The sequence below is a fragment of the Nocardioidaceae bacterium SCSIO 66511 genome (assembly GCA_023100825.1).
GTDB lineage: Bacteria > Actinomycetota > Actinomycetes > Propionibacteriales > Nocardioidaceae > Solicola.
Map to the genome: position 1 here is coordinate 4,254,389 of CP095846.1, position 21,295 is coordinate 4,275,683.

General features: G+C 67.3%; 17 protein-coding genes and 1 riboswitch. Of the genes, 5 read left to right on the forward strand and 12 right to left on the reverse strand.

Annotation, left to right across the window (positions count from 1 at the left end; translation table 11 throughout):
- Positions 1-19 precede the first annotated feature (19 nt).
- Genes MU582_20225 through MU582_20235 form a run of 3 tightly spaced genes read left to right on the forward strand, consistent with a single transcriptional unit; the run spans position 20 to position 3,141 of the window.
- Positions 20-1,345, forward strand: a complete 1,326-nt coding sequence (locus MU582_20225; GenBank protein ID UPK74734.1) for a cytochrome P450 — start codon at positions 20-22, stop codon at positions 1,343-1,345.
- A complete protein-coding gene (locus MU582_20230) occupies positions 1,342-2,340 on the forward strand; it encodes an NADPH:quinone oxidoreductase family protein (protein UPK74735.1) in 999 nt (332 codons plus the stop codon). The genes MU582_20225 and MU582_20230 overlap by 4 nt, the downstream gene beginning before the upstream one ends.
- Before the next feature lie 18 nt (positions 2,341-2,358).
- Positions 2,359-3,141, forward strand: coding sequence for a hypothetical protein (locus MU582_20235; GenBank protein ID UPK74736.1), 783 nt, complete (start codon positions 2,359-2,361; stop codon positions 3,139-3,141).
- A gap of 60 nt (positions 3,142-3,201) precedes the next feature.
- Here MU582_20235 and MU582_20240 read toward each other — a convergent pair whose 3' ends face one another.
- The 8 genes from MU582_20240 to MU582_20275 all read right to left on the reverse strand — a co-directional run bounded on the left by MU582_20240 (position 3,202) and on the right by MU582_20275 (position 15,619).
- Complete coding sequence (locus MU582_20240; GenBank protein ID UPK74737.1) at positions 3,202-4,638, reverse strand: HNH endonuclease; 1,437 nt, start codon at positions 4,636-4,638, stop codon at positions 3,202-3,204.
- A gap of 231 nt (positions 4,639-4,869) precedes the next feature.
- Complete coding sequence (locus MU582_20245; protein ID UPK74738.1) at positions 4,870-5,718, reverse strand: ECF transporter S component; 849 nt, start codon at positions 5,716-5,718, stop codon at positions 4,870-4,872.
- Positions 5,711-7,330 (reverse strand): ATP-binding cassette domain-containing protein, encoded by a 1,620-nt coding sequence (locus tag MU582_20250; protein UPK74739.1) that lies wholly within the window; start codon positions 7,328-7,330, stop codon positions 5,711-5,713. Before MU582_20250 ends, MU582_20245 begins: the two co-directional genes overlap by 8 nt.
- Positions 7,327-8,457: an energy-coupling factor transporter transmembrane protein EcfT gene (locus MU582_20255; GenBank protein UPK74740.1), complete on the reverse strand. Its 1,131-nt coding sequence runs from the start codon at positions 8,455-8,457 to the stop codon at positions 7,327-7,329. Before MU582_20255 ends, MU582_20250 begins: the two co-directional genes overlap by 4 nt.
- Before the next feature lies 1 nt (position 8,458).
- Positions 8,459-9,358, reverse strand: a complete 900-nt coding sequence (locus tag MU582_20260) for a hypothetical protein (GenBank protein UPK74741.1) — start codon at positions 9,356-9,358, stop codon at positions 8,459-8,461.
- Complete coding sequence (locus MU582_20265) at positions 9,355-11,862, reverse strand: hypothetical protein (protein UPK74742.1); 2,508 nt, start codon at positions 11,860-11,862, stop codon at positions 9,355-9,357. The genes MU582_20260 and MU582_20265 overlap by 4 nt, the downstream gene beginning before the upstream one ends.
- Before the next feature lie 29 nt (positions 11,863-11,891).
- On the reverse strand, positions 11,892-13,787 hold the full coding sequence (locus MU582_20270) for a terpene cyclase/mutase family protein (protein ID UPK74743.1): 1,896 nt from the start codon (positions 13,785-13,787) through the stop codon (positions 11,892-11,894).
- Between the two features lie 100 nt (positions 13,788-13,887).
- Positions 13,888-13,950, reverse strand: a riboswitch (cobalamin riboswitch).
- 613 nt (positions 13,951-14,563) lie between these two features.
- Positions 14,564-15,619 (reverse strand): lipoate--protein ligase family protein, encoded by a 1,056-nt coding sequence (locus MU582_20275; GenBank protein ID UPK74744.1) that lies wholly within the window; start codon positions 15,617-15,619, stop codon positions 14,564-14,566.
- Between the two features lie 82 nt (positions 15,620-15,701).
- Here MU582_20275 and MU582_20280 point away from each other — a divergent pair, with 82 nt between their 5' ends.
- The gene (locus MU582_20280; GenBank protein ID UPK74745.1) at positions 15,702-16,268 is read left to right on the forward strand and encodes a TetR family transcriptional regulator; all 567 of its coding nucleotides are present in this window, start codon (positions 15,702-15,704) and stop codon (positions 16,266-16,268) included.
- Here the strand turns inward: MU582_20280 and MU582_20285 are convergent.
- Positions 16,254-17,087: an NAD-dependent protein deacetylase gene (locus tag MU582_20285; GenBank protein UPK74746.1), complete on the reverse strand. Its 834-nt coding sequence runs from the start codon at positions 17,085-17,087 to the stop codon at positions 16,254-16,256. The genes MU582_20280 and MU582_20285 overlap by 15 nt on opposite strands.
- 37 nt (positions 17,088-17,124) lie before the next feature.
- Positions 17,125-18,432, reverse strand: a complete 1,308-nt coding sequence (locus MU582_20290; protein ID UPK74747.1) for an NAD(P)/FAD-dependent oxidoreductase — start codon at positions 18,430-18,432, stop codon at positions 17,125-17,127.
- A gap of 208 nt (positions 18,433-18,640) precedes the next feature.
- On the opposite strand from MU582_20290, the gene MU582_20295 reads away from it, so the two are divergent.
- Positions 18,641-19,264 (forward strand): hypothetical protein, encoded by a 624-nt coding sequence (locus MU582_20295; protein UPK74748.1) that lies wholly within the window; start codon positions 18,641-18,643, stop codon positions 19,262-19,264.
- Positions 19,265-19,280: 16 nt separating this feature from the next.
- On the opposite strand, the gene purU is transcribed toward MU582_20295, so the two are convergent.
- Both purU and MU582_20305 read right to left on the reverse strand, forming a co-directional pair.
- On the reverse strand, positions 19,281-20,153 hold the full coding sequence (gene purU / locus MU582_20300) for a formyltetrahydrofolate deformylase (GenBank protein ID UPK74749.1): 873 nt from the start codon (positions 20,151-20,153) through the stop codon (positions 19,281-19,283).
- On the reverse strand, positions 20,150-21,265 hold the full coding sequence (locus MU582_20305; protein UPK74750.1) for a hypothetical protein: 1,116 nt from the start codon (positions 21,263-21,265) through the stop codon (positions 20,150-20,152). The genes purU and MU582_20305 overlap by 4 nt, the downstream gene beginning before the upstream one ends.
- Positions 21,266-21,295 lie beyond the last annotated feature (30 nt).

Genomic DNA, 21,295 nt, shown 5'->3' on the forward strand with positions numbered 1-21,295 from the left:
AGCCTTTGGGAGGCCGACTATGACCACGACCGAGCTGAACGCGCCGAGCCTGCCTCCTGGCCCGCCACTCCCGTGGTTCGTACAGACCATCGCGTTGATGCGTGCGCGGACGCGTTTCGTACCCGCAATGCATCGGCGCTACGGCGACCTGTTCACCCTCCGCGTACCCCCGAGCGGCCGGGCACTGGTTTTCGTCAATCGGCCCGAACACATCAAGGAGGTCTTCGCCGGGGACCCGAAGGTCTTCCATGCCGGTGAAGGCAACGCGATCCTCGGTCCGGTCATGGGCGAGCACTCGGTGCTCCTGACCGACGAGGATGTGCACCTGCGCGCCCGCAAACTGTTGATGCCGGCGTTCAACGGAGCCGCCCTGCGCTCGTACGAAGGGCTGGTGGCGACGTTGGCGAAACGCGAGGTCGACTCCTGGGAGTCGGGTCAGACCCTTGTCAGTCTCGACCGGATGAACGCGCTGACACTCGAGATCATCATGCAGGTGGTGTTCGGCGTGACCGACGAGCACCGGCTCGCCGAGTTGCGCCCGCTCGTCAACCGCACCGTCAACATCGGGCCGCTCATCCTGCTCGGATGGGCGTACCCGAAGTTGCAGCAGCGCCGACCGTGGTCGTCGTACCTCGACAACCAGGTGGCACTTAACGAGGTGTTGTACGCGGAGATCGCCCAGAGACGCAAGGCGTCCGACCTTCACGAGCGTAGTGACGTGCTCTCTCGGCTATTGCTCGTCGGCGCCGACGACGATGCCGACCACGAGGCGCTCAGCGACGCGGAGCTGCGCGATCAGCTGGTCACCCTGCTGCTCGCGGGACACGAGACCACGGCATCGGCACTGTCGTGGACGATCCACGAGCTGGCCATGAATCCCGACGTACAACACCGGGCACGGACCGCAGCCGACGACGGCGACCTGAAGTACCTCGAAGCCGTGCTCAAGGAGGGCATGCGCGTACACCCGATCATCGATCAGGTCGCGCGGATGCTGACCGAGGACACCACCGTCGCCGGCCACCGACTGCCGGCCGGCACCACCGTGAGCCCGTCGATCAGGCTCGCCCACCTGCGCGATCAGAACCACCTCGATCCGCACCGCTTCCGGCCGGAGCGATTCATCGACGGCGACGTCGCCCCGAACACCTGGCTGCCGTTCGGTGGTGGCGTACGCCGCTGTATCGGAGCCGGGTTCTCACTGATGGAGGGGACCGCCGTCCTGCGCGAGATCCTGCAGCGCTATGAATTGAGCATGAACGAACGCAAGCCGGAGCGTACGCGGATCCGCAACATCACCTGTGTGCCCAAGGGCAAGGCACGCGTCGTGGTGACGGCTCGATGACCGACGCGCCGCGCACGAACCGGATGCGAGCGGCTCAGATCACCAGCCTCGACGGGCCGGCTGCGGTCGGCGTCACCGATGTCGACGTGCCCGTGCCCGGTGACGGGCAGGTCCTGATCGACGTGCATGCGGCAGGTGTCTCGTTCCCGGAGGTCCTGCAAACGCGTGGGCTGTACCAGCTGAAGCCGCCGTTACCGTTCGTACCGGGATCCGAAGTCGCAGGCGTCGTAGTGGAGTCGCCCGCCGACTCCGGGCTGGCGGCCGGAGATCGGGTGGCGGCGTTCCCTCTGCTCGGGGGCTTCGCCGAACGAACCGTCGTGTCGGGCGACATGGTGTTCGCACTGCCCGATGCGCTTTCGTACGAACAGGGTGCGGCTCTGCCGCTGAACTACCTGACCGCCCATTTCGCATTGCTCCGACGAGGCGGCCTGCAGCCGGACGAGTCGGTGCTCGTGCACGGCGCTGCCGGCGGCGTCGGTACGGCGTCCATCCAGATGGCCAAGGCATTCGGAGCAGGTCAGGTCATCGCCGTGACCTCGAGCGACGCGAAAGCCCAGGTCGCCCTCGCCGCCGGCGCCGACGACGTCGTCGCCGCAGACGGTTTCAAGGACGCCGTACGCGACCTCACCGGCGGACGCGGTGTCGACCTCGTCGTCGACCCGGTCGGCGGCGACCGGTTCACCGACTCCCTACGCTCGCTCGCCCCGAACGGGCGGCTGCTGGTCATCGGCTTCGCTGCCGGGGAGATCCCCACCGTCAAGGTGAACCGCCTGCTGCTCAACAACATCGACGTACGCGGCGTCGCCTGGGGTGGCTTCATCGTGCAACGACCCGGGTACGTCGCGGCGCAGTGGGCCGAGCTGGTGCCGCATATCGAGTCTGGCGCGCTCCAACCGCCGATCGGCGCAACGTACCCGCTCGATTCGGTCAGCGACGCGCTGCGTGAGCTCGATGAGCGGCGTGCAATCGGCAAGATCGTCCTGACACTGCGCTGAGGCGATAGCGTCACCCGCATGGCACTCCCGAAGTACGTCGCCGAGCTGACCGAATGCTTCCTCTCCGCTGTGGACGAGGCACTGCCCGGTCGTCTGTCGGGATTGTTCCTGCGCGGGTCATTAGGTTGGGGCGAGTTCTTCTCCGGCAGCGACGTCGATTTTGTCGGCCTCTGGGACGAGCTCCCGGTCGGCGCGGACCTCGAGCTGCTCAGTGATGCCCACGCCGCCGTGAGCTCCAGCTTTCCTGCGCATGACTTCGATGGCTTCCATTGCGAGGCGCGCGATCTGTCGAGGAGTCCCGCTCTGATAGATAGGCGGCCGGTGTTCTTTCGCAGCGAGTTCGACGTACGCGGAACCCTGGACCTCAACCTGGTCTCGTGGCATGAGCTTGCCGAGCGACCGATCGTCGTACGCGGACCCATCCCGCCGATCTACACCGACCTGGACGAACTACTGGCGTTCACACGCGCGAACCTCGACACGTTCTGGCGCGACCTCATCAAGCAAGTCGATGAGGTGGGCACGGCGGCACTCGGTGCGCATGACGCGTCGGTCGCATTCGTCACCCTCGGTCCGGCACGATTGCACCATCTGCTCCGCTCGAAGACCATGACGTCCAAGAGCGGGGCTGGCCGCTACATCATTGACCAGCTCGACTCGCGTTGGAGGACCATCGCCGAGGAGGCCCTTCGGATCCGCGAACAGCCGGAGTCCCAATCCAGGTACGCAAGCGCGGCCGAACGTGGCCAAGACGCGTCCGATCTACTCCGTTGGCTGGTGGACGACGGGACCAGTGGCTAGACCCACGCGATGCTCACGGCATGCCTGTGTCCCGCCACGGTGGTGCTGTGGTGGCGGGGGCTAGGCGGCGCTGGGTTTTCGCTTCTCTTGGACGGTGGTGTCTGTTCGGCCGGGGAGTTTGGTGGTGGTGCCGGCGGTGACGAGGTACGACCGTCCGTCCGGTGACAACCACAACCAGATGCCGGGTGCCGGTGTGGTGACGGTCCAGGCGGTGAACGTCTTCGCCCGATGATGGAACCGACACAACCGGTGGCCATTTCTGGAATCCGTCGGGCCGCCGTCGGCATAGTTACGGATGTGGTCATTGTCGCCGAGCTTCGCCGGCCGGTTGCAGTACGGGAACGTGCACGTCAGCGCATTCATCAGCGCCGTCTGCTCCCGCAACCGTGGCGGTGCGACGTAGCCGGTGGTCGAGATCGTCGTCTCCAGATCGATGACCGGCTTCACCACGATCCGCGACGATTTGCCGAGGATCTGTTCGGCCTCGGTACGGGTGATCGCGCCGACGTCGTCGAGTGACCAGGTGCCCCAGCACCGGTCGTAGTGGAGGTAGAGCACGGTCTCGCGCAGCCCACGACGACGACGCCTACGAGAGGGCTTCGGCTCAGACTTGGCCTCGGATTCGGGCTCGGGCTCGGGCTGCGATTCTGGTTCGGCGGGTACATCCGCTTCGGTGTCGTCGGTGTCGCCGTCGGTTTTGTCGGCGACGAGGGTGTAGAGGTCGTCGAGGCTGTCGGGTTCGTGGACCATGCCCATCGCGACCGACCGGAGGATGTGGTCGGGGCGGGTGTCGCCGAGGAACCGCATCGACTCCACCAACTGATCCAACCGCTGGTCGAGTCGTTGGCCGTCGTCGACCGACAGGGTGCCTGAAATGTGGGCGACGCCGTCTTCGAACCAGATCGTCACACCCCGCCGCCTGCGTGCCTCACGTCGCTTCTTCTCGGCACCGTCGGGGTCGTCGACGAACCGGATCTGATCCAGCACCAGCTGCAGCCGCGGCATGGTGATCCGCCCAATCAGCGGGGTCCCGTCGACATTCGCCGCCGACAGCCGCCGGTCGGCATCGGAGGCTTGGGCGATGGTGAACTCCCGCGTCGCACGCGCGACTTTACGGATCCGCCACCCATCCACCCTTCCCTCGTGCAGACACGCGTACAGCCGCGGCAGCCGATACGCCAAATCCAGTGCATCCGCGATCAGCGAACGGGCGCCATTCGCAGACAGGCCGAGGACGGGGCCGACTTCAGCGACCGCATACTCCGACACCGACGGCGTCCCCGAGCCGCCGTAACGGGTCCACTCATTCACCCCACCCGCCCGTGCGAGCGGCTCGACGGCGATCTGCCGCAGATACGCCAACACCGCATCAAACTGCGCGGCCTCGGTGCGGGCGAGCTGAGCACGAGCGGCCGCCGCGATATCGAGACCGTCAGTGGTCTCGACATCGTCGATCAGGTTCGCCGTCCTCATAACCCACATCATGCCACCCGCCACTGACAGGAAGGGTCCTCAGAAGTCCTTATCCACAAGGGAAAACGAAGATTCTTGACGAAACTTTTCGGACGGTCACGTGAGTCAGACGGGCAACCGGGGAAACCGGCGGATCGGGTCAGCCGACAAACAACCCGGGCCCACTGCGGCGAGATCCTCGTCGCCGCCATACGGCCTGCACCAAAGCGCACGGGAATCGATGAAGGACACCAGCCGACGCAAGCCCGCAGCCAGTCACCGAGCGCGGACGGTGCCCCCGCCAGGCGGAGGCGAAAAGGTCACCTCAGCCGCAAATGACGCCCGCCTCGACGCCCGCCGCAGCACGGCGAGCACCGTGGGTCCGAGCACCAGGATCGCGACTGTGTTGGCGATTGCCCGGCCGGTGTCCCAGCCGAAGGTAGAGGTGAGCAGTGTGTAGGTGACGAAGCGGTGCAGGTTCTCGAGTACCGGATCACCGGGTACGTACGACACGCCACCGTCGGCGCCGGGCACATCGATGCCGATCGCGAACGGCCAGAACCACAGGTTCATCAGGAAGCCGAAGGCGTACGCGACCACGATCCCGTACGCCACCAGCATCGCGATCTCCCATTTGCCGGTGACGCGGCGCGGCAACAGACCGGCGCCCATGCCGATCCACGCGGAGCACATCATCTGGAACGGCAGCCAGGGTCCGACACCGCCGGTGAGCAGCGCCGAGGCGAACATCGAGGCGCAGCCGAGTACGAAACCGAAACCGGCGCCGTACACGCGTCCGGCCAGCACCAGCAGGAAGAAGACGGTTTCTATGCCGGCTACTCCGGCGCCGAGGGGACGGAGAGCGGCGTCGACCGCGGCCAGTACGCCGAGGATGGCTAGGGCCTTGGAGTCCATGCCACCCTCGGACAGCTCGACGAGCACAACGACGATCACGACCGGCAGAATCGCGATGAAGACGAATGGTGCGTCTACGCTGTGCTGCGCACTGTCCGGTCCGACGCGTAACAGCAGCGGCCAGAGGAACATCGTCAAGCCCGCGAGCGATGCCGCGGTCAGGGTGATCGCCGAACGCGGACCGATCCGAACGACCCGAGTGTCAGCCATCGCGATCTCCGACCGCCGCAGCAACGTCATCCACTGTCAACCACTGGGGTCCGAGCACCTTCGACACCTGCGGCGCGAACGCCGGTGAAGCCGCCAGCACGTCCACGGCCGGGCCGTCCGAAACGACCTCCCCCTCGGCCATCACGATCGCGCGATCGGCCACCGTTGCAACGAACTCGACGTCGTGCGTCGCCACGACAACGGAGCGGCCGTCGGCAGCGAGCGAGCGGATGACCGCAGCGAACGCGTCCTTGGCGGCGTAGTCGAGGCCGCGCGTCGGCTCGTCGAGGAGCAGTACGTCGGGGGCAGCCGTCAGCTGGATTGCGAGCACGAGCGCGAGGCGTTGACCCTCCGAAAGATCCCGCGGATGTGTCTCCGGCGCAATGCCCGGCGAGAGTCGATCGAGCAGCGCTCGGCAGGTGCCGGACGCGGCGCCGGACTCCCGGTCCCCCGTGGCACATTCCTCGGCGACGGACTCGAGATACAGCAGGTCGGTCGCGGTCTGCGGTACGAGCCCGACGAGCCTTCGCGCAGCCGCGCTCGACATGCGCGACGGGTCATGCGGACCGTCGTTCGTCTCGACCGCGACCGAGCCCCCGTCTCGCGGCCCCGAACCTTGCAGCGCCCAGAGCAAGGACGACTTGCCAGATCCATTCCGGCCCATCAGCGCGGTCACCTCACCCGCATGCAGGTCGAGGTCGGCTCCGCGGACGGCGATCTTCGAGCCGTATCGCACGACAACGTCCTTGCCACGTAGCCGTGCCTCGGTCGGCGTCGGGCGACTGACGTGTCCGGCGTGGTCACTCAGGTCGTCGCGCAGACTGCGCGCTGCCCGCCGCGCATCGCGTACCGACAACGGCAACGGACTCCAACCTGCAAGCCGCCCGAGGCGTACGACGGGCGGAGCGACCGGAATGTCCAGCAACAGCGCACGGGGATCGTCACACACGACCGTGCCGTCTCCAGCAACGTAAGCGAGCCGGTCGGCAAACGGCACCACCCGCTCCATGCGGTGTTCGGCCAGTACGACGGTCGTGCCCAGGTCGTGCACCAGACGCGCCAGTGTTGCGAGCACCTCCTCGGCCGCGGTCGGGTCGAGCGCGGACGTCGGCTCGTCGAGCACCAGCACCTTCGGATGCGGAGTCAGCACCGACCCGATAGCCACGCGCTGTTGCTGGCCGCCTGAAAGGGTACGAAGCGCACGCCGCCTCAAACCCGCGATCCCCAGCAGGTCAAGGGTTTCCTCGACTCGACGCCGCATCACCTGCGGCTCGACGCCGAGCTGCTCCATACCGTAGGCGAGCTCCTCCTCGACTGTGTCCGTCACGAAGCCCGCGAGCGGATCCTGACCGACGAAGCCGACCAGGTGCGCGAGCTCGCGCGGCGGCCGCTCCTGCGTCGTCTCACCCGCTACGGTCACTCGGCCAGCGAGCCGACCGCCGGTGAAGTGCGGGACGAGCCCGTTCAAGGTGCCCAGCAAGGTCGACTTGCCTGCACCGGTGCGCCCAACCACGAGTACCAGCTCGGCTTCGTCGATCCGCAAGTCGACATCTCGAAGCGATGGCTCGAGTGCACCGTCGTACGTGAACGTCACCTGGTCGAGAGTGATCACGCGGTCACCCGTTCGGTCGCTCGCAGCGTCGACGTCTCGTCGGCGTCGTCATACGGTGACTCAGGAGCCGGAGTGAGCCAGGCGGGCAGCATGCCGATCAACACCACGCACAGCGGCGCCCAGCTCAACGCCGGCCAACCACCGGTGACTACGCTCATGCCGACCGGGTCGTACGTCGCAGTGGCCCAGAACCCAACTACCACGGCGATTCCGGAACCAGCGGTCACGAGCTCAGCCGTACGCCAGCGGTCGGGTCGATAGCGCGTACGACGAGCCGTACGGCCGGCAAGCGCGATGCCGCCGAACGCGAGCAGGCACCCCGCCGCAAGCGCACCGAATGCGACGCCTCTGGTCATCGTGAGGTCCTGCGAGGCGTACGCACCTACGCAGATGCCGGAAAGGCCGCCGATCAAGAGACTCCCGCTCGCGAGACGCTGCCGGCGGCCGGCTGCTCCGGTACGCCCGTAGCCGCGCGCATCCATCGCGGCAGCCAGCCGAAGCGAGCGGTCGAGTGCGTCTTCGAGTACGGGCACGGCGACCGTGCGTACGAGATCGAGCCGTCGGGAGTCTCGGCCGCGAAGCTTGCGCGCCCGGCGTACCCGCAGGACGCTCTCGGCGAGCTGCGGAAACACCGATAACGCAACGACGACAGCGGTACCGACCTCGTACAACGCCGGAGGCATTGCCTTCAACAACCTCTTCGGGTTGGCGAGGGCGTTGGCCGCGCCGAGACAGATGATCATCGTCGCAAGACGGAGACCGTCGTACAGGGCGCCGAGAACTGACTCCAGCGAGACGTCTCCGAGCAGCTGGACTCCGGCGGCCCAGTCGGGCAATGGGATCTCGGGCAAGCCGAGCACGAGCGTATCGCCTCCGCCACCGCCGAACAGGATCCGAAAGACCACCCGGAGCACGACGACGAACAGGCCAAGATAGAGGTACATCCGAAAGGCAAGTGCCCAAGGCGCCTCCGATCTACGGGCGACCACCACGTACGACGCAACCGCGATGATCGTCAGCAGCAGCCAGGGGTTGATGGTTCGACTCGCCGCGACGGCAAGGCCGATCGCCCAGATCCACCAGGCGCCGGGATGCAGATCACGAGGTACGAAGTACGCGGCGGTCATCTCACCTCAACCGTTGCGATGCGCGCCGGCGTACCACCGTAACGGCAATGAGTACGCCGATCCCGGCGATCACACCGGCAGCTGCCCACGGTGCGGCCGATGAGGACTCGGGGTCGACGTCCGCACTAGCGGCTGACTCGGTGTCTTCGCCACCCGTCCACTTGACACCGTCTTGCGCCCCCTCCGTCGGAGCGGAACCGACGTCGCGCTTCTTCGGCATCGGCAGCCCGGCACCGGAATCGCCGGTGGAGTCGGTGGAGTCGTCGGATGCCCCGCCGTCGGTCTGCCCGTCATCGCTCTTCGAGCCCTGGTCCGATTCGTCGGTCGTCGCGCCCTCGGAGCTCTCAGCCCCGTCGGAGTCGCCAGTGTCGTCGTCGGGGCGCACCGGATCGATGCGTGGCGCCGACGGCGAGGAGCGCGTCTCGTTCAACGCGAACGACCAGCCCTCGAACCCGCCGACGATCGCCTCGCGGTTCTGCAGCCCGCGCTGGCTGTACGCCCAATCGCCGCCGTTCTCGGCGCCCCAGTAGCTCCAGTACGCCGACGAGGGCGGCATGTCGACACACGCCTCGCGGTATCCGTCGTCGCCGTCGACCGCGAGGGACTCGCCCGCGCCGGGGCGACCTTCGATGCGACACACGGCGCCGGCGCCGAACCGGCTCGTGCCGTCGACAAGGAATCCGGCATCGCGCAGTGCGTCCAGCCCATCGCGCTGCTGGGAGCCAGGAGCGCATCGGACGACCACGTCGCCGCCGATCGAGCCGAAGTCGACGACGACAGTGACACCGTCGCCGTCAGGGCAGAATCCGGGTGTCCCTTTGGAGTCGTCGATCGCCGACGCCGGCGCAGCACCGGCCACCACCGCTGCGACGGCGACGAGGAACATCGCCAGTCTTCTCATGAGCGATCTCCCCTGGGGCTTTGTACGATCCGCTGCGCGAGTACGACCGCCGCCAGCAACAAGACAACTGCGAGCAGCCCGGCAAGCGCGTACACCATCCAACCGGGAAGCAGCGGGTCATCGGCCGCGTCGGATGAAGGCGCGGCCTGCTCGGTGGAATCAACGCCGACGGGTACGCGCACTGCAGGTGTGAGGGCGGACCCCTTCGCGCTCAGCAGTGAGCGACCGGCGACCGCCGGAGCAGCGCCGATGCTTGCCTCGACCTCACTCGGAGCTCGATCGGCGGCCTTCGTACCCGACGGACCGGCAACTCCGCCGTCGTTGCGCAAGAGCTGCCCCATACGATCCGCGAGGTAGGTCGCGTCGAGCCCGAGAGCCTGCTTTCCGGCGGCGACGGCCGCGAGCGTCGACCACTGCTGGTTGCCGGTCGAAGCCGGTCGTACGTCGGGCACCGACCCGTAGTCGTACAGGTACGACGCGGCGCGTACGAGGGGATCAGAACCGTCGGGCGCGTGTGCCTCTGTCGCGCTGGCCGGCGCGTATGCCGCACTGGCGCTTTCGCGAGTCGCGTTGAGCGCCTGCACCGCCATCGCGGTCGACGCCACCTCGCCCGCTGCACAGTCGGTCTGGGTCAAGTCGGTTCCGAACGCACCGTCGTCGCATTGCACTTCCCGGATCGGCTCCAACGCCGCGTCGCTGTCTGCGTCGCGCCCGGCTGCACGAAGCGCAAGCGCCGACCACGATTGGCGTTCGGTCGACCTGCCCACATCGGCTTGCTCGCCGGTGTCGTCGAACCCGCCGTCGTCGTTCTGCAGCCGTGCCAACTCGTCGGCGTACGAGCTCGTCGCCCTCGTCGCTCGCTTGGTCGGCAGCCAGCCGGCGATCAGCGACAGCTTTGCGAGTGGTTCGGCATACGCGGCACCCTTGCTCTCATACGGTTTGCCGTATGCGTACGCGTCGACGGACTCGGTAGACAGCAGGAACTCGGACGCGCTCCGGGCAGCATCGGGTCGCTCTCCGAGGACGCGCAGGGCGAGCACCGCGTCGGCGGTCAGGTCGTAGTCGACGTACAGCTTCCCTCGGTCGCGTACCTCGATATGCGTACCGTCGACGAGTTGGTCGGCGATGAAGGACGCGAGTCGTGCCGTCGGGCGGGTTGGTTGCGTCGGCTTTTGCTGCTCACCGCCGGGCTCATCGGCGTCGTCCTCAGACTCACGGTCCGGCTCATCGGTCGGTTCGTCGTCGGGCGGATCCGTGGTCGAGTCGTCCTCCGGCGGGCCGGTCTGCTGGTCATCGTCGGGCGGCTCGGTCTCGTCGTTGCCGTCGTCATTGCCGTCGTCGGTCGGGCCAGACGCGTTCAGCACCCGCGGATCCCCCTTCGGCGGGGTGTCGCCGAGCGTCGCGAACGACACCGGAGAGAACGCGAAGACCGCTTGCACGGTGCTCCGGCGCCACTCGTCTCGCCCATTGTCGTCGATGCCCGACCTACGTGCCTTCGCGAGCGAGGCCGGGTCATACGCGATGGCGCCGACCTCCTTGCTCACTTGAGTTCTCGCCGCGCGTACGGGTGACACCTGGCGCTCGGCAACCCAGTCTCGCGCCCGTTCGTACGCACCCGTGGCGCCCGTCGCGTGCAGGCTCTGTGCAGCGAGCCCAGTGGAGTTGGCATTGGGCGGCTCGCTGGTGCCGACTCCCCCGAACGACCCGTCCGGGCGTTGCACCCGGCGTAGCCAGCCGCTCGCCCTCGCGATCGCGCCGTCGAGGCCGTCCGTGCCATTGGCGCGCGCGGTGAGCATCGCCTGAACAGCAATCGCCGTGCCGTCGATGTCCGGCACACCGCGTGCGGCATTGCACGATTTGCCGTCGTTGTAGGTCATCCGGAAGTACCCGGCTGCGCACTGTTGACTGCGAAGGAACGTCAACGCTGCTTCGTGATCACCACCCGACCGCGCCAGCCCGATGACGGCGAGCGACTGCCCGAACAGATTGGTGCTGTCTCGCCCGGTGCCACGGTCGCGGAGTCGACCCGGTTGCTTCGAGCCCGACGGCGCCACCAGGTCGAGCACTTCCTGGCGCATGTCGTACGTACCTCGGCCGGTATAGCGACCACGACCGAACGCGTGCGGGTCGCTCCCGGTGACGACGGCGACGTTGAGCAGAGCCGCCGCCGAACCCGCGATACGCGCCCGCTTGTCTCGATAGAGGTCCGGGCCGAGGAACTCACCGGCGTGTGCAGCCAGTGACCCGGTCATTCGCTTGGCTGCCGTCTCACCTACTCCGCTGGCGTACAGCGCGAACAAGGCGGACGCCGTGAGCCCCCAGTCATAGCGCGTCGCCGGGCCAGGTAGCGAACCGTCGACGGCCTCGCGAGCGATCCACGCACCGGTGGTCTCTGCGCGATTGAGCTCCGCCGGTGCCGTACGCGCAACTGAGGGCACCTGGCCGGGGACCAGCAGGGCCCCGACCAGACCCGCAATAGTCGCAGCGATCAACGGCCTTCGCATCGACGTACCTCGATCCTTGCTCTGGCGAATCAGCGGCGCGGCTTGACCCGCGGCTTGGGCAGATCGGCGCGTTTGGCATTCAACGCGAACGCCCATCCTTCGAACCCGCCGGGCGTCGCGTATCGACTCGCCGGGCCGGACTTCGCGAAGCGCCAGCCTCCGCGTTTGCCGGTCGCGTGCCAGGATGCCCAGAACGCGTTGCTCGGCGGTGTGGTGACGCACTTCTCGTGGTACTTCGGACTGCCCTTGACCGGCAGCTTCTCGGCTCGCGCGGGCCGCCCGTCGAGGCGACACACGAAGGCTTTGCCCTGCATCCGGGTGCCCTTGACCGAGATGCCCGCCTGCTTGAGCACCTGCAAGCCGGTGCGCTTCTTCACCTTGCCGGTCTTCGTGAACTTCGCGGGCGCACAACGAACGATGGTCTTGCCCTTGTGCTTGCGGAACTTCCCGAGCTTGCGGAAGTCGACAACCGCGGTGACCCCCTTGCGGCCCTTACGCGTCTTGCGCTTGCACTTGCCTGCGTAACCCTTACGGGCAGCGCCCGGCCGCACGCGCGACAGTCCGGTCGACGACGTACGCGGACGCACTCGGATGCGCGCCTTGCCGGATCGCGCGGCGACGGCCCCGCGTACTGCCACCACCCGCTTGCCCGGCCTCGTCGCCAGCGGCACTCGCACGCGAACGCTGACCTTGCCCTTCGCATTCGCCTTGCCGTACCTGCGCACCTTGCCCGCGACCGCGATGTCGTAACGCTCCCCCGGGACAAGCCCCGCGGCACGGACCAGCACCTTGGCACCCACGCGTACGCGATGTCGCGCTGGCCGCACGGCGAATCTCTTCGTCTGGAGCTCGGTCAGGCCGAGTGTCGCCTGGGCAGTGGCCCGACGCCATTGGTCACGCGACTTCTTGGTGATTCCTGTCTTCTTGCCCGACCGCAGCGCCGCATCGTCGAACGCGACCGCGCCGACGTCCTTCACCAGGCCCGTCGAACCGGCGCGGCGCTTGGTCGCCTGCCGGGACGCGATCCAGACCGCTGCTCGCCGGGCAGCCCGCGGATGCCCCGTACGTGCGAGGGCATGGGCTGCGAGCCCTGTGCTGTTCGTATTCGCCGTCGCCGGCTGACCGCTGCGGAATGCTCCGTTGCGCAGCTGCTTGGTACGTAGCCAACGCGTCGCCGAGGCAATTGGCTTCGCGAGTCCGCCGACGCCGTCGGCGCGTGCCGACTGCATCGCGGCAACGGTGATGGCGGTCGCGTCGAGGTCCGGCGTACGGTTCGCGGGCTTCGCCGTGCCGCAACGCAGCTTCGGGTTGGAGGCTGCGTCGTTGTACGCAATGCGGAAGAACCCGCGGGGACACTGCTGTTTGAGCAGGAACTTCTTGACTGACGGCCTCGGCGCCTTGGCTGCCGCGAACCCGCGAAGGGCGTACGCCTGCCCGATCAGGTTCGAGAAGTCACTGCTGCCGCTGTCCTTGAGCCGGCCCTTGTCCGGTCCGTCAGCGTCTACGAGGGAGGTCGCCCGCTTGACCAGATTGACTCCGCCGAAGGCCCGCGGCGTCGCATCGACCGTCGTCGCCGCGGTCAGGAGCTTCGCGACCGAGCCCGCGTACGTACCGCCGGACCCGTCACCGATGTAGGCCTCGACGTTGCGTCGCAGCGCGCGTACGACGGCCTTGCGCTTAGCGGGCTTGACGCGAGCCTCGTCCAGTGCGAGTAGCGAGTCGATCGTCAGACCGTAGTCATCGAACCCGAACTGGTCGTTGTGAATGACGCCGCGGGTCAGCTCACCGGCCTGCCAACGGGCGGCGTCCTTGGCCGGACGCGGGGCATCTCTTGCGACGGCCGACGGCGCGAGCGCCGTACCGGCCAGGCCGAACGCGGTTGCAACGGCGAGCGCACAGCCTCGCCGCCTGATGGATCGGTTCATGGGGTCCTCTCCGCCGCTCAGGGCGGAGGACTCGCCGTCGTACGACGAGGGCTCCACCCTGTTCGTCGCGACAGCGTGTCGAGCGGATTCGCACGGTCGAGGTATCCCGGCTCGCCTTTCGGCTCACGGTTGCGCGACAGCGCCGGATTTGCACCGGCTTCCCCTGCGGCGTGCGGCGTTCCTCTTGCGGAACCCATCGAATCTAACACGCGCCGCATCCGCCGGCGCCCGTTCGGTGGCCGCTCTCACACGGCGCTGACATCGCCGTCGGCGTCACTGTCGGCGTTTCGTACTTCTTCGGCGACTACTCGTCTGCCCGATGCTCGTTCGCTGTCGGCTTTCCCTGCTGCTTCGGCCGGGAAAAGACGCGGCGACGCGCGGCGGCGCCATTCCGGTTCGGTTGCTCGGCGGCTTTCCCGGGACCTTAATATGGGATCGGGGTAACGTTCGGTTTCGGTGTTACACCCGTACCGGTAGCCACGTACGTACCAACGCGCACGGCAACCTGTCACTTTGCACGGTGTCCCTGCCATGCAAAGCGGTACTTCACCATGCTTACTTGGTGAACCACCACCACGACCCCGCTAAAGCCGACCGAAACGGGAAAGCCGGCAAGCAATCCGAGCCACGTAGCTGGCGGCTCCCGCGTCGCCGCGTCTTTTGCCCGGCTGAAGCAGCAGGGAAAGCCGACAGGGAGCCGGAATCGGGCAGACGAGTAGTCGCGCGAACGAAGGCGGGTAGTCGCACCGGATCGAAGCAAGAACGCAGTGCCATCGCTACGGCACTCGGGCGGTCCACTCCTGGGTGCCGAACTTCTCGGCCACCAGTCGTTCGGCCTCGGCCCGCGTCGCATCGTCGACGCCGACCTCGTCGAGACCGTAGCTGGACCGAAAGTGGTCGACCATCGCGGCAATGATCGACTCCCGTGTCATACCGGTCTGCGAGCGCAGTGGATCGACCCGTTTGCGTGCGCTGGTCACGCCCTTGCCGGACAGCTTCTCCCGTCCGATACGCAGGACCTGCAGCATCTTGGTGGCGTCCATGTCGTATGACATCGTGACGTGGTGCAGCACCGCACCGTTGACGAACCGCTTCTGCGCGGCGCCCGCGATCTTGCCCTCGGGTGAGGCGATGTCGTTGATCGGTACGTACGTCGCCTTGATGCCCAGCTCTGCCAGCGCGCCGAGCACCCAGTCGTCGAGGAACGCGTACGAGTCGGAGTACGAGAGACCGTCGACGAGCGAGCCCGGTACGTACAGCGAATAGGTGATGGTGTTGCCCGGCTCGACGAACATCGCGCCCCCGCCGGAGACTCGGCGGACGACAGTCACATCGTGACGCGCGGCACCCTCGAGGTCGACCTCGTTCGAAAGCGACTGGAACGAACCGATGATGACCGCATTCGACGCCCACTCCCAGAATCGCAGTGACGGCTTTCGTACCCCGTCGCCGACCTGGCGGGCGATCACCTCGTCGAGTGCCATCTGCATCGGCGGGTGCTGGGGTCCGGAGTCGACGAGTTCGAAGTCGTGGTCATGCCAGGCGGTGGCGTGTCCGAGTGCGCGACGGACGGCAGTCGCGACCGACTTCGGCTCGAACCCGAGCAGCACTGCCTCGGGACCAACGGCCTCGGCGACGAGGCTCGTGAGGCCGTCGGCCGGGGTGGAGGTCGGCAAACCGATCAGGCTCTTGTCGATACGCTCCAGCGCTTCGTCCGGCTCCAGGAAGAAGTCGCCCGAGATGCGTACGTCGGCGAGTCGCCCGTCGGCAACCTCGACGTCGGCCACGACGAGCTTGCCGCCGGGCACCTTGTACTCACCATGCGCTGTCACTGCGGGCCCCTTCCTCAGGTCTACACCAAGATCAACACCGTGTCGCCGAATGTGTTCCCTCCTGCCGCGAGATGATCTGTGCATGAGTCCCGCTGCGTCGCGGCACCGGCCGCGTGTGCTCACCGCCGCCGTTACCGTGATCGCCGATCGCGGCGCCCGCGCATTGACCCACGGCGCGGTCGACCGCGGCGCTGGTGTGCCGCCGGGTACCACGTCGAACTACTTCCGAACCCGCGACGCGCTCCTCGGGGGCGTACTCGACCATCTCGTGGCAGAAGACGAGCGAAACCTCGCCCGCATAACCGCGGGCCGCATGCCAGAAGATCCCGCAGCGCTGACCGATCTGTTCATTGCTGTCGGCGAAGACCTGCTCGGCCCGGCCCGCACGACCACGATCGCGCGGTACGCGGTGTTCCTGGAAGCGGCGACCCGACCGGAACTCGCCTCTCGGGTCGCCGAGTCTCGGCGTCGGCTCAACCAGCTCGCTGCTGACCTGTTGCAGGGCCTAGGCGCGCAGCACGCCGAGGTCGACGCACAACGCATCATGTTCACACTCGACGGCTACATCCTGGCGAGCACCAGCCACGGCGCAGTCGACGCCACGCTCCGCGAGGTGCTCGAGCCTGTCGTCGCATCAGCGTTCGACTGATTCGGCCTCCAACGCGAGCAGCGTCTCCGACGTGCCGGCGTCGATCCTGACGTCCGCGAGATCGTCGCCGCGGGTCGTACCCCGGTTGACGATGACCACGGGTTTGCCCGCCTTGCTCGCCTGCCGTACGAACCGCAGCCCGGACATCACCTGCAGCGACGATCCGACGACGAGCAGGGACTCCGCGGCATCGACCAGCCGCGTGGCATCCGCAACGCGAGCTCGGGGGACGTTCTCGCCGAAGAACACGACATCGGGTTTCAGTACGCCGCCGCACACCTGGCAGGCGGCGACGACGAAGTCCTCGACGTCTTCGAGCACCGCATCACCGTCGGGGGCGATCTCGACATCGCGCTCGGCGTACCCCGGGTTGAGGTCGGCGAGACGCTGGTGCAGATCGGCACGGCTCGACCTCGTACCGCAATGCAGGCAGATGACGTCGGCGATACGCCCGTGCAAGGCGATCAGCTGCTGCTGCCCGGCGGCCTCGTGCAGTCCGTCGACGTTCTGGGTGATGACGCCGGTGAGCCGTCCCGCTCGCTCCATCCGCCGCAGCGCATGGTGTGCCGCGTTCGGCGACGCTGCCGACATGTGACCCCAGCCGACGTGCGCCCGCGCCCAATAGCGTCGCTGGGCGGCCGGCCCCGAGACGAAGTCCTGGTACGTCATCGGCTTGCGCGGCGGAGAGTCCGGGCCGCGGTAGTCGGGGATGCCCGAGTCGGTGCTGATACCCGCACCCGTCAGGACGGCGACGTGCGCACCGCCGAGGAAGTCATGAGCACGACCCAACGCCTCGGCGGACGCGAGATGTTCGAGCACTCGGCCAGCGTACGTCGACGCGACCAACCGGCAGAGGTCAGTCGAGTGGGCGTTCCTTCGCACCGAACCGGGTCGGCGTTCGCATGATGGTCGGCGGCGTCTCCCCGACGATCGCGTTGTGGTTGCGATGCCAGAACAGGTACCTAGCGCTCAGGTTGATGATCGTCGCTAGCCGGTTGCGGTTGCCCAGCAGGTAGAAGACGTGCAGCACGATCCACGAGACCCAGGCGATGAACCCCTTCAACCGCGGCCCGTGGTTGATCTCCACGACCGCCGAACTACGACCGATCGTGGCCATGGTGCCCTTGTCGCGGTAGACGAAAGCCTTCGCCTGCTTGCCCGCTTCGAGGCGCCGGATGGTCTTCGCCGCATGCTTGCCCCCTTGCAGCGCGGGTTGCGCAAGCTGTGGCAGCGGCGTAGGCGAGAGGGCGATGTCGCCGACTGCGAACACCCGATCGCTTCCGCGCATGCGCTGGTCGTACCCCGTCTCGATGCGCCCGCCGCGGCCCTGAGGTACGTCCCAGTCCTTGACGACCTCGTGCACTGTGATGCCGCTCGCCCACACGACGATGCCGGCGGGAAGGAACTCGCCGTCGTCGAGTACGACGCCGTCCTTGTGCACTTCCTTGACAGAGGTGCCGACGCGCAGGTCGACGCCACGCTTCTCCAGGGACTTACGGGCGTACTTCTGCAGGCTCGGATGGAACGGGCCCAAGACGTGCGGCAACATCTCGACCAGCGTGATGTGCACGCGATCGGTGTCGAGCTCCGGGTAGGTCACGGGCATGTCGTTGTTGCGCAGCTCGGCGAGCGAACCGGCCGTCTCCACGCCGGTCGCACCACCACCGACGACCACGATGCGCAGGTCTTCCTGCTGGCCGTTGATCGCTGAGTCCTCGAGGTTCGCGAACATCCGGTCGCGAACCGCCAGCGCCTGGCTGCGGCGGTAGAGCGGCAACGCGAACTCCTCTGCGCCGGGGACGCCGAAGAAGTTCGTCGTCACTCCGCTCGCGATGATCAGGTAGTCGTACGCGACCGACTGACCGCCGTCCAGCTCGATGGTCTGTGCCTCGTGGTCCATCCGCAGGACGGTGCCCTTGATGAAGTGCACGTTGTCCTGCCGCGACCGGACCGAGCGCAGGAACCACGTGATGTCGCCGGGGTTCAGCGTCGCGGTGGCGACTTGGTACAGCAGCGGCTGAAAGGTGTTGTACGTATGCCGATCGATCAGCGTGACGTCGACGTCTGCACGGCGCAGCTTTCGTACGGCGGCGAGCCCGCCGAAGCCACCCCCCACGACGACGACGTGCGGACGATCGGTGCGTACTGCCTCGTTCTCGTCCATATCACGAACCTACTGCGATCGGAGCCGATATGTCGCCGCCAAATGGCCCGTTGTCTGCGGGATCACGTGTCTGGTCGGTCACCCTCGAGTCGATGTGTCTCATACGACCCAGCCTGCTCGCGAACGCGCGTCGATCCTTCCCCCGCGCGAAGTGGGCCGGCCCCTCGCGGGTGGCAGCACTCACTGCCTACCACTAAGGTCCTTGCTCATGGTCGCGCTTCGGGTTCCGCGTCGGCAGCTGCTCTGGGTAGGTATCGGAGCGCTCATTGTGTTGCTGATCGCCGTGGTCGTGCTGATGCGGCTGTCCAGCCCGTCCTCCGGAAAGGTCGTCGACGGCGATACCGCCCAGTCGATCAGAGTCGAACACAGCTGGCAGGAGAAGCTGCGTTACGCCGATCTGTGCCTGGACGTCGATCTCGCCGGCGATATCTCCGGCAACGCGCGACCGACCTGGGGCTTCACCGGGCCGATCACGGTCTGGGAGAACCTCCGCCTGCACAACGTGGACTTCTCGGTGACCGCGCGAACACTCGACGAGACCGGTGAGTGCGGAAGTCATGCCCGGGTCAGCAAGATCGGCGCCGGATTGGTGCGCAAGAACGACGACGGCTGGGTTGCCGTACGCGGCAGTCGACACACGGCACGCGACGTCTACGAGGCGGGCAGTGTCGGCGCGTTCGGCGGACGCCTCGACGGCGGCGCGTACGACCGAGGCGAAAGCTACGACGCAGAGATCGGCGTTTGGATCGAGCCGCATTGGCGCACCGGCGGCGGCACGGCCAGCGACGCCCTGCAGGTCACGCACGCCTTCGAGGTGCCCGTACCCGACTAGGGTGTGTCTCCAAACCCTAGTCGAACACGACCGTACGGCTGCCGTTGAGCAGTACGCGGTTCTCGGTGTGCCAGCGCACGGCCCGCTGCAGCGCGAGGCGCTCGACGTCGTGGCCGACATCGACGAGCTGAGTCGGGCTCATCGAATGGTCGACGCGGGCGACCTCCTGCTCGATGATCGGGCCCTCATCGAGGTTCGACGTGACGTAATGCGCCGTCGCACCGACCAGCTTCACGCCGCGGGCGTGCGCCTGGTGATACGGCCGAGCGCCCTTGAAGCTCGGCAGCATCGAGTGATGGATGTTGATCGCGCGGCCGGCGAGCTCATCGCACAGCTGCGGGCTGAGGATCTGCATGTAGCGCGCGAGCACCACCAGGTCAATGCGCTTGTCGGCGATGATCTCGCGGAGGCGATCCTCGGCCTCGAACTTCGTGTCGGCCGTGACGGGGATGTGATGGAAGGGTAAGCCGTAGTTGGCGGCGAGTGGCCCGAAGTCGGTGTGGTTCGACACGATCGCCGGGATGTCGATGTTGAGCTGGCCGATGCTGGTACGAAACAGCAGGTCGTTGAGGCAATGGCCGAACTTGCTCACCAGCAGGAGTACGCGGGACCGGTAGCCGGCGTCGCGCAGCAGCCAGGTCATGTCGAACCGCTCACCGACCGCGGCGAAGGCGGCGCGTACCTCGTCGACGGAACGGTCGCGTCCGTGTGCGTCGTGCACATGGACGCGCATGAAGAACCGATCGGCGGACTGGTCGAGGAACTGCTGGCTGGCGAAGATGTTGAAGCCTTCGTCCATGAAGTGTTTCGAGACCGCGTACACGATGCCGGGGACGTCTGGGCTCGAGAGCGTGAGCACGTAGCCCTTTCGCTCAGGTGCGTCACTCATGCTGTGGGGACCGCCTTCTGCTGGGACCGGAAGTACGCGTTCGCGGAGGGCCGGAACACGAGGATGATCACCGTCACCGCGGCCGCGATCGTGGGCAGGCCCGCGATGGTCGCGACGGCCGAGACCAGGATGGTGATGCCCGACAGGACGACGAGCACGATCCGGGCGGCATTCGACCGGCGCAGCATCCACAGCGCAGCCCCGATCGCGGCGAGTGAGAGCACCAGCATCGCGGCCATCGTGTAGACGACCGCCCGTCCGAGCGTGTCCGCCGACCAGCCGAGCTCTTGGATGTGCGCATTGTCCTCGATGGCACGCTGGGTGAGCAGCTCGTTGCCGAGGTCGGCGGGCGCCGACGCGTACCCGACCACGACGATCATCGCCGCCATCGCGATCAGGCCCGACGTGATCGTCGCGGTGAGGATCGCGGCAAGGACAGAGCCCGGGAGTCGCGACGACTGGGGCGCTGCGTACTGAGGCGGGAGCGCATAGCGGGTCGGTGCCGCGGGTGGATTCGTCGGGTGCTGCGCGGGGGGCGCACCGAAGGGCGCATCGGCCGGCCGGGCGCGTTGCGGCGGCACCTCGGCGAGCGGGCGCGCGGAAGCGTGCGCCTCGACTGCCGGTGGCGTGTCGCGCGTCGCGGTCGCGGCGGCCCGTTCCTCGCGACGGGCTGCCTTCTCCGGGTTGAACCAGTCGTTCGCCTCACGCGACCACAGCAGAATCACGCAGCCGACGGCCATCGCCGCGGGCAGCAGGCCGGTGAGTCCCGACGGTACGAACGCCAGACTGCTCGCGGCAGATACGGCGGTCAGGCCGATGCGGGCTCCGCGGTGACGCCTGGCGGTGTAGATGGCCAGGATGATGGCCGCCACCGCGATCGCGGCGCCGGCCATCAGGACGAGGCGCAGCCACTCCAGCACCTGGTTCGTCTGCAGGTCGTACGTCGACAGCGGCGGCTCGTCGATGACCTGCTCGACCTGGGTACGCAGCTCTCGCGGAACCCAGTCGGCAAGCATCACGGTGAAGCTGATGAACACGACGAGCGAGCCGATACCGGCCAGCAGGCAGGCCATCGTGACCTTCTGCGGGCGGGGCGCCGACTCGCTCATCATGCGACTATCCCACCATGCCCGGTGAGCGCC